The organism is Fulvivirga kasyanovii, from assembly GCF_009711405.1.
Taxonomy (GTDB): domain Bacteria; phylum Bacteroidota; class Bacteroidia; order Cytophagales; family Cyclobacteriaceae; genus Fulvivirga; species Fulvivirga kasyanovii.
The window spans coordinates 12,783-14,774 of the sequence record NZ_SMLW01000507.1; the positions used below are offsets into that span (position 1 = coordinate 12,783).

Annotated in this window: 2 protein-coding genes; both read right to left on the reverse strand. The window is 37.2% G+C overall.

Features of this window, described 5'->3' with window-relative positions; translation table 11 throughout:
• Nucleotides 1-355: hypothetical protein (locus E1163_RS30535; protein WP_185156042.1), on the reverse strand; the 355-nt coding region annotated here is incomplete at its 3' end.
• Nucleotides 356-360: 5 nt separating this feature from the next.
• Nucleotides 361-1,992 (reverse strand): response regulator (locus E1163_RS10435; protein ID WP_155171386.1); only part of this gene is annotated, 1,632 nt, incomplete at its 5' end.

Consider the following 1,992-nt stretch of genomic DNA (forward strand, 5'->3'; position numbering starts at 1 on the left):
TGTGATCAAGCTCATCTAAATGTTTGGTTATTTCTTTCTGAGATTCCGCAACTACTTCAGCAACATATTCCACCTTGGACTTTATTAACTCATAGTCCTTTTCTGCTTCTGTGGAGAGTTTTTGCAATTCTTTTAGTGTTAACGCAATTTTTGAAACACCTACTATTTGTGTAGTTGCAAACAGGGAATGTGCGCTATCATGGATGCCATCCCAATCCCTGCTTTTTGTACTTGCCACCAGTCTTCCTAATTGATTTGGTGAAGATGTAAGATATCTTTTTAGTGATTCCCGGATGAGCGATTCATCATTGTCAGTAAGATCTCTAAGGTAAGATAGGTCTGTAAATAATGCCATATAGTCTAATTGATAACCTTTTTGATACAGTTAATAAGGTCGTTGATCCTTATTGGTTTTGTAATATAATCATTCATTCCAGCATTTTGACATTTTTCCTTCTCACCGACCAGAGCGTGTGCTGTCATGGCAATGATGGGAATGCTCTGTTTAAAATTAGCTCTTATTTTTTGTGTAGCCTCATATCCATCCATATTCGGCATTTGAATATCCATGAGTATTATATCGAAAGTCATTTTATTTAGGGTCTCCATAGCTTCGACACCATCTGACGCCACTTTTACACGGGCATTGTACTTTTGCAAAAGTGATTGAATAAGGAATTGGTTCAGTTCGTTATCCTCAACTACCAGTATATTTAGCTTGCTCAGGTCTTTTTCGACAGGTTTCTTGTGGCTGACGGAGTGTTTTTCTTTGTTATCAGTTCGTTCGAATGGAAGCGTAAAAATAAATTCAGAGCCTGAACCTTCTTTGCTTTTTACTGACAGTTGACCTTGCTGTAATTCTACGAGAGACTTAACGATAGTTAGTCCGAGCCCTGTACCCCCATATTTGCGCGTAGTATCACTTGAGGCTTGAGTAAAGCCATCAAAAATACTTTTGATTTTCTCTGAGGGTATTCCTATTCCAGTGTCTTTCACATTAAATTGAAGGATCACCTTTTGACCATCAGTCCCTTTGACTTTTACCATGAGCTTAATTTCTCCTTCCGGAGTAAATTTTACCGCATTGCTTAATAAGTTAAGTAGAATTTGATTTAGTCGGTATTTGTCACCTGATAAAGTCTCAGGCACTTGAGGGTCTATATCTTTATCCAGTGATACCGGACTATTTTCGCATTTGAATGAGGTAATGTTCAGTACTTCATGCACCGCATTATGTATAGAAAAAGGGTTGTTTTCAAAATCAATCATTCCTGCTTCTATCTTGCTGAAATCAAGGATATCATTGATAAGAGAAAGAAGAGTGTCAGAAGCTGAATTGATTGAATTAACGTATTTCTTTTGCTCCGTGGTAAGCGGTGTGCTATTGAGTAATTGAGCCATTCCTATTATGGCATTCATTGGGGTGCGAATTTCGTGGCTCATGTTTGCCAGAAATTTATCTTTTTCTTTTGATGCATTTTCAGCATCCTGTTTTGCCTTTGATAATTCTGCTGTTCTCTCAACAACCCGCTTTTCAAGATAGTCGTGGGCTTGCTTCAACTTTTTTTCAGCTAATTGCCTTTCTTCTATTTGATTTTGAAGTAATTGATTGGTTTTGCTAAGTTGTTGATTTTGACTTCTTAGCTTTTCAAGCATTTGTTTTACCTCAGTAATGTCATGTAATGTAATTATACCACCGAGGATCTCATGTGATGTACTGTGTATCGGGGTAATGAAAATTTCAAAAAATCCATTTCTATACTTATATCTCCGATCTTTCAGGTAGATATTGCCTCCGCTAAGTACCTCATTGAGAAACTGCTTGTCTTCATCTTCGCTTAGTTCCGGAAAAATCTCGAAAATGTTTTGTGAAAGCGCTTTTGATCGTTCAATGTCATAATGCAACTCCATGATCTTATTCCATTCTATCACTTGAAGTGATTGATCGAAACCCACTATACCATCAACGCAATTATCTAAAAGGGCGCTATT